Origin of the sequence: Winogradskyella bathintestinalis, from assembly GCF_030407435.1 — a bacterium.
GTDB classification, from domain to species: Bacteria; Bacteroidota; Bacteroidia; order Flavobacteriales; family Flavobacteriaceae; genus Winogradskyella; species Winogradskyella bathintestinalis.
The window spans coordinates 1-6,285 of sequence record NZ_JASDDK010000020.1 but is presented as its reverse complement, the minus strand read 5'-3'; the positions used below and the strand labels follow the sequence as shown (position 1 = coordinate 6,285).

The 6,285-nt window shown below is 30.1% G+C and carries 6 protein-coding genes; all 6 read right to left on the bottom strand.

The genetic code is table 11. The annotated features are described in order from the left end of the window. Positions 1–912: 912 nt before the first annotated feature. Positions 913–1,485 (bottom strand): hypothetical protein, encoded by a 573-nt coding sequence (locus QMA06_RS16300; protein WP_290207981.1) that lies wholly within the window; start codon positions 1,483–1,485, stop codon positions 913–915. Positions 1,486–2,286: 801 nt separating this feature from the next. Beyond that, the gene (locus QMA06_RS16295) at positions 2,287–2,865 is read right to left on the bottom strand and encodes a hypothetical protein (RefSeq protein WP_290207980.1); all 579 of its coding nucleotides are present in this window, start codon (positions 2,863–2,865) and stop codon (positions 2,287–2,289) included. A 160-nt stretch (positions 2,866–3,025) separates the two neighbouring features. Continuing rightward, positions 3,026–3,328, bottom strand: coding sequence for a DUF805 domain-containing protein (locus QMA06_RS16290; RefSeq protein ID WP_290207979.1), 303 nt, complete (start codon positions 3,326–3,328; stop codon positions 3,026–3,028). 15 nt (positions 3,329–3,343) lie between these two features. Continuing rightward, on the bottom strand, positions 3,344–3,886 hold the full coding sequence (locus tag QMA06_RS16285; protein ID WP_290207978.1) for a hypothetical protein: 543 nt from the start codon (positions 3,884–3,886) through the stop codon (positions 3,344–3,346). Between the two features lie 972 nt (positions 3,887–4,858). Further along, a complete protein-coding gene (locus QMA06_RS16280; protein ID WP_290207977.1) occupies positions 4,859–5,509 on the bottom strand; it encodes an AbiU2 domain-containing protein in 651 nt (216 codons plus the stop codon). Between the two features lie 159 nt (positions 5,510–5,668). Next, positions 5,669–6,142, bottom strand: a complete 474-nt coding sequence (locus QMA06_RS16275; RefSeq protein ID WP_290207976.1) for an SRPBCC family protein — start codon at positions 6,140–6,142, stop codon at positions 5,669–5,671. Between the last annotated feature and the right edge of the window lie 143 nt (positions 6,143–6,285).

The window sequence follows — 6,285 nt, the reverse complement described above, 5'->3', positions numbered from 1 at the left end:
CGACTAAAAGTTTAGTCTCTAAAGTTGCTTTTTGATAGCTTTTTTTTCGCCAGTGTTCATTTTGTGTTTTCATAAGTGACTGTAATTAATTGCTTAATTTTTAGTCAACCTATTTCAGGAAAGTTCAGTTTGCAAATTGTTGCCAACGGTCTTGTGTATGATTAGTTGCGTGGTTTGGCAACTAATTTAGCAAAAATTGACCGAACCCGAGAAAATTCCAGCGGAATTTTCGCACGTAAGCTCAAAAAAGCAATTAATTATACACGTTGTTAACTACTGGCTTTTTTCTATTTAGGCAGCGTTCAAATTTTTATATTTTCCTTTAAATTCATTTTGGAACTTAAATTCTCGCAAGAGTTTAAGCGTATTACTCCGTTTAGTGAATCCAGATTAGTACAGATTGGTTTTCCTGCGTGTAGTTTAGCCGTAATGATAAACGTTTGCTTTTCAATCTTGGTTTACAATATCAATCTTTTTAATCTCAATTTATCTTAGTTGTTTTAATTGTCAAATAGCGTAGAGTGAGTTGATATTTGGTTTCTATATTAGTCTTTTTTAATCTTAGTTTCTTTTAATTCAAGCAGAGTAGAGTGAGTTTTAATTTGGTTTACTTTCTTTAATTTTTTAAATCTAAATTATCTTGGTTTATTTAGTCAAGTTGAGTTTACTCCGCAATGCTTTTCAGTTTGCATTATTCATCTGAGTAATCAATCTAAAGTTGGTAATTTGATGTTTAAATTTTAGAAAAATGTTGATTTGGAATTAGCTTGTAGTTAACGTGTTTGTGTATGGTTAGTTGCGTGGTTGGGTAGCTAATTTAGCAAACTTTCACGAACCAGAGAAAATTCCGCAGGAATTTTCGCAAGTAAGCAGAAAAAAGCAATTAATTATACACGGTGTTAGCAAACGTTTTTATTCTAACAATTCTACAAAATAATTATTAGTCGATATTTCTGTATCAATGGCAAAATAATTTCTATTCAATAATAACTTTTCGGGCATTGAATCAATTTTTATAAAACGCAGGTCAGAAATATATCCCACAAAACTCAAATTTTCATAATCTTTATAGTCGAAGTAAATAATATTTTTGTCAGTTTTTATTTCCTTAATAACTAAAGAGTCATTTTCTATCTGCACATAATTTAAGCTGATTTTTCTTGACTCAATTTTTGAGATTGGAATGCTATCGGCAGGTGAGAAAAAACTAATTTCCCCTTTTAGTATTGAGTCATTTTTATTTCCTTCTATTTTTAATTTGTAAAACTTACTTTTTGAACTATCAATTATTCCATTTTTATAAAATGTCCATTGATTCCAAAAAGTATCTTTTTTCTTTGATAAATATGCCTCATATTCTTCCCAACTTTTATTTTCTTCTCCGTATACTATTCTTATTTTTTGAAATAATTTAGAAGTATCTTGTTCAGTTCGTTTTAAGTTTATATGTTCAGTTATATTTTCAGACTTATGTTCTTCTTTCAACTTTTTGTTATTACAGGAAACTAATAACGTGAATATTATTACAACAATTGATTTCAGTATCTTCATTTAAATGTTTGCTAACGGTTTAGTATATGATTTGTAGCGTTGTTTCAGCCAGTAAGTTAGCAAATAAATACCTAAACAGAAAAATCGCGAGGTTTTTCGTGAGTAGGCTAGAAGCAGCTATAAATTATATACATTGTTAGCTAAGGTTTTTTCTTTTTACGTGCTACTCCTTTGTGTATTTCCGAACGATTTGTTTTTCAGACGTTGATTGATTTTTTACTTAAATATCAAAAAAATCTCCGAATTATTATTCCGTTTTTTTCCGCAAAGAGAATCAGTTTTGTTTTTCAACCAAAATTTTCGTGACATCAAAATTGATTGATTTAATCAACTAATTTCAAATTTTTTAAGCAGCGAACAGTTCAGCAGTACTTTTTGCCATTTCGCTTATCAGCCAAAAGTTGAGGATTGCTATAATATTGATGTAATGATCAGAAGTTGGGTAAGCCTAAATTCGCTCGTAACGTTCCGCAAGAGTAAGAAATTCCAGCATAATATTTTTTAAGGTTCAGCTTTAAATTCCAGCGTAGTTTTGATTTGAAAATAAGCACAGAATTTAGTGATTGCGTTGAAATTGCAAGTTAGCCCAAAATCTTTGCTAACGGTTTTGTGTATGATTTCGTTGCGTGTTTAAGCACTAAAGTTAGCAAATAAATCACAGATAGAAAGTCCGCGAGGACTTTCGTAAGTAGGCTATAACCAGCAATGAATTATACACGGTGTTGTAGTGCGTTTTTACCAATCATCGTCCTCATCATCTTGACAACTAGAACAAAGTCCACCATAAACACCATATTCATATGCTCCACAATTTGAGCAAGTATTTTCTTCTTCATCTGTGCAACTATCACAATAGTCATCATAAGAATATTTGCTATCTCCACATCTTGGACAAATTTGGTCTTCTTCATCATCTACAAAAGAGTTTTCGCTAGGTGCTGAACTTGATGTATAACAGTCGCCTTCTTCTCCCGTAATTTCTATAGTATATTCAACTCCACGATCACTTTCAAATTCCGCATACCCATCGCTAATATCTGGTGGGTAAAAATGACTATCATCTAACCAACCACCATTTGGCCAATAAATAATAGTTAGTTCATTATCCTCAATTTCGACTTCTAACGTATAAGTTGACCTAGTTCCTGTTTTATAATAGTAATATTCAATTTCAGCGCAGTACGTTCCGTCAGTATATCCATCTTCATCTTCGTAATAACTTGAACTGTAAGAAGAATTACTATCGTAATTCCGACTTTTGTTTTTACAGCTTAATAGACTAAATATCATTAATAAAAATAGAATGTTCTTCATTTAATTACGATTTTTTGAAATGCACTACAACGGTCTTGTATATGAAAAGTAGCGGATTTATAGCACTAATTTTTCGGAAAGTAATATACTTCATTAAATAAAAGCGATTCAGGTAAGCACCTAAATCGCTATTTTTTATATACGTTGTTGTACAACGTTTTTATTCTAATTCAGTTTCAAATTTACTTGGAAATACTGCTAAAATTAAATTTACAAATGGAATTAAAAATAAAAATCTATTTAACCCAGCATCATTCAATCTTCTAAAACCTATCGCGGCATATGGAATTAACATTATCGTTGAATAAATTGTAAAAAGATGTTCAAAACCTGTTAATGCTCTTATTATGCCAATAGGAATTGCTGATAATGAAAAGAATAAAAAAAACATCCAGAATGATTTTAAATCAGTTTTTCCAGAAAAATCATTCCATTTTCTTAAAGCTTTAATAAAATATTTCATCGTTCAAAGTTTTTATTATAGACAATTTTCTTCTGCGCAAGATATCGCCTCATCAATTATACAAGCTGTACCTCCAGTAAAAGCACATTTTAAAGCAGTATAAGTACTCCATTCTTCGTATACAGCGTGTTGCACACAATCTTGAATTCCATCATAGGTACAAGGATAATCTTGCCTTAAAAAGTTATTTTTATTCGTTTTAGCACTCGATTGAATTCCATTGACAATTTCAATAGTTATATAATCATTGTCGTTTATCAGATACCTCAATGTACCGTCTATTGAATTTTGATTTTCCATAATGAAATCGTCTAATTCATTATCACTCAAGTTTTCAGGGATATTCATAGTTGTTTCAAATTCCGAATGAATATAGTCATCGGAATCTTTAGTGCTTTTGGATTTATTACCCATTCTATTGTTAATAATTTGAGTAAAATTAACTTTTTCAGATTTATATATATGTGTTGATTCTTCGTTTTCGACAATTTCATTGTTAGTACAAGAAAATATGGTTAACGTTAGAATCAATGCAATAGTAAATTTTAAATAATTCATAATTTTTGTTTTTTAATAAGTTTATAGGATAAAATTATGTGATGTTCATTACATCTTTAAATTCAATATTTTTTTATGTCAATTTGAATTAAGTTTTGACTTTGGATTGTCAGTCCTTATTTAGACCTCTCTCACATTTTTAATATTAATTTTTGTTATTATATAATAAGAGAACTACTAATATTTCCCAAAAATATTGCGTTAATATATTGTTAATTGAAAAGACTAATATTTCTAAGAACACAGAAATTTTTTTTTAAATGTTGTACAACGTGTTTGTGTATGATTAGTTGCGTGGTTCGGTAGCTAATTTAGCAAACTTTTACGGACCAGAGAAAATTCCAGCGGAATTTTCGCACGTAAGCTCAACAAAGCAATTAATTATACACGTTGTTACCTATAGTTTTTATTTTATTCAGACAGAGTTCAGGTGTTTAAATTCACCAATAAATATATTTAGGAACTATTAATTCTCGCAAGAGTTTAAGCGTATTACTCCGTTTAGTGAATCCAGATTAGCTCAGATTGGTTTTTCTGCGTGTAGTTCAGCCGTAACGATAAACGTTAGCTTTTCAATCTTGGTTTCCTTTATCAATCTTTTTAATCTCAATTTATCTTAGTTGTTTTATTTGTCAAATAGAGTAGAGTGAGCTGATATTTAGTTTCCTATAATAGTCTTTTTTAAGTCTAAATTATCTTGGTTTATTTAGTCAAGTTGAGTTTGCTCCGTAATACTTTCAGGTTGCATTATTCATCTGAGTAATCAATCTAAAGTTGGTAATTTGATGTTTAAATTTAAAAAAAAAATGTTGTTGGCGACAAAATTATAGGTAACGGTTTTGTGTATGATTAGTTGCGTGGTTTAGCAACTAAGTTAGCAAACTTTTACGAACCTGTGAATATTCCGCAGGAATATTCGCAAGTAGGGAAAGAACCTAGCAATTAATTATACACGGTGTTATATGCAGGCTTTTAACCTCTCATTATTTTTAATAGTTCTTGAATCTCTATAGATGAATCTAATTTTCCATATCCGTTTAATGTCAATTTTCGTATTTTTTTGAATTTGTATAAATTATTAATAACACCTGGCGTAGTATATTGAATATCAAAATACCAGTGATGGTTATCAAATTTTAGATTTAATTCACTGAATATATTTTGAAGACCTTCTAGAATTTCCCATATTTCTTTTAACGAAATATCATATTTAAAAGTTTTTTTTCTCTTGTCGTTGTGAGCGTAATATTTATTCCGTAAACCTTCTATTTGCTCAAATTTTGTAGAAATCGTTGATAAATTATCACTTAAATCATTTAATTCTTGTAATGAAATTGAATTTTCCCAATCTATTCTTTTTAAGTTTATTTTACAGAATTCAAGAAGCTTTTGAATATTGTGGTCTTCCTTTTTTCCAATTAATTTAAAAACATCAATAATGAATAGTCTTATGTAGTTTCTATATAGTCTATTAAAAAACATAGACTCAGTTAAGATTTCTTTCTCTTGTGAATTATAACTTTCTCTTAAACTTTTAATATCTTTTTTTATAAATTCTAGTTCGAGTAATGTATCTCGAATTTCAGATAATCTTTCTTTTAAAATTTGTGTTTCAGCTCTCATTTTTCTCAGCTTGCATATAACGGTCTCGTATAACCGTCAGTTACGGGTTAATATGCTTTAATTTTCGGTTTGGAACAGACTTTAGCAATTCCGAGTGGATTCAGACGTAGTCGAATCCGCCGTAATTGCGGTTATACATTGTTGTACACAGTACTTTTTTCATTTTATCAATTCTTTCCATTTGTCAGATTCCGCAAACTCTTTTACAACTCGGTTTCTTTCAGTTAGTAATTTAGTCATATATTTTTTCAGAAACAGCTTGTCCGCTAACTTTCCTAAAATTCCAAAAGGTGATTTGTAATCAAAAAAGTCAGTCATCAAAGTTCCGCCATTAGACTCCGCAAAGTGATGTTCGTGTTTAAATTCCGCAAACGCTCCTTTAACCATTTCGTCCGCAAAGTAATTCGGTCTATCGTATTCCGTTATTTTGGAAGTCAGTTTTTGATAGATTCCGAAATGTTTTGCTCTCCAAGTTACACTTTCATTCATTCCGATTAATCCGCTTGTTTTTCCAGCGATTGCTTCTTCATTAGTTTGTTCAGTCGATATTTTGTGCAAATCGATACTTCGCGACAAGTCAAACACGATATTTCTGTCGGCTTTTATTTCAGTTTGAAGTTCGATTCTCGGCATTTTTGGGGTATTGTGTACAACGGTTTGTGTATGAAACGTAGCGTGTAAAAAGACACTAACTTTTCGGATTAACACAGAGCCGAATTTTTATATTTTGATTTAACTTTTCAGTTTTAAAGCCAAATTAAAAATTTGGCGGTCTT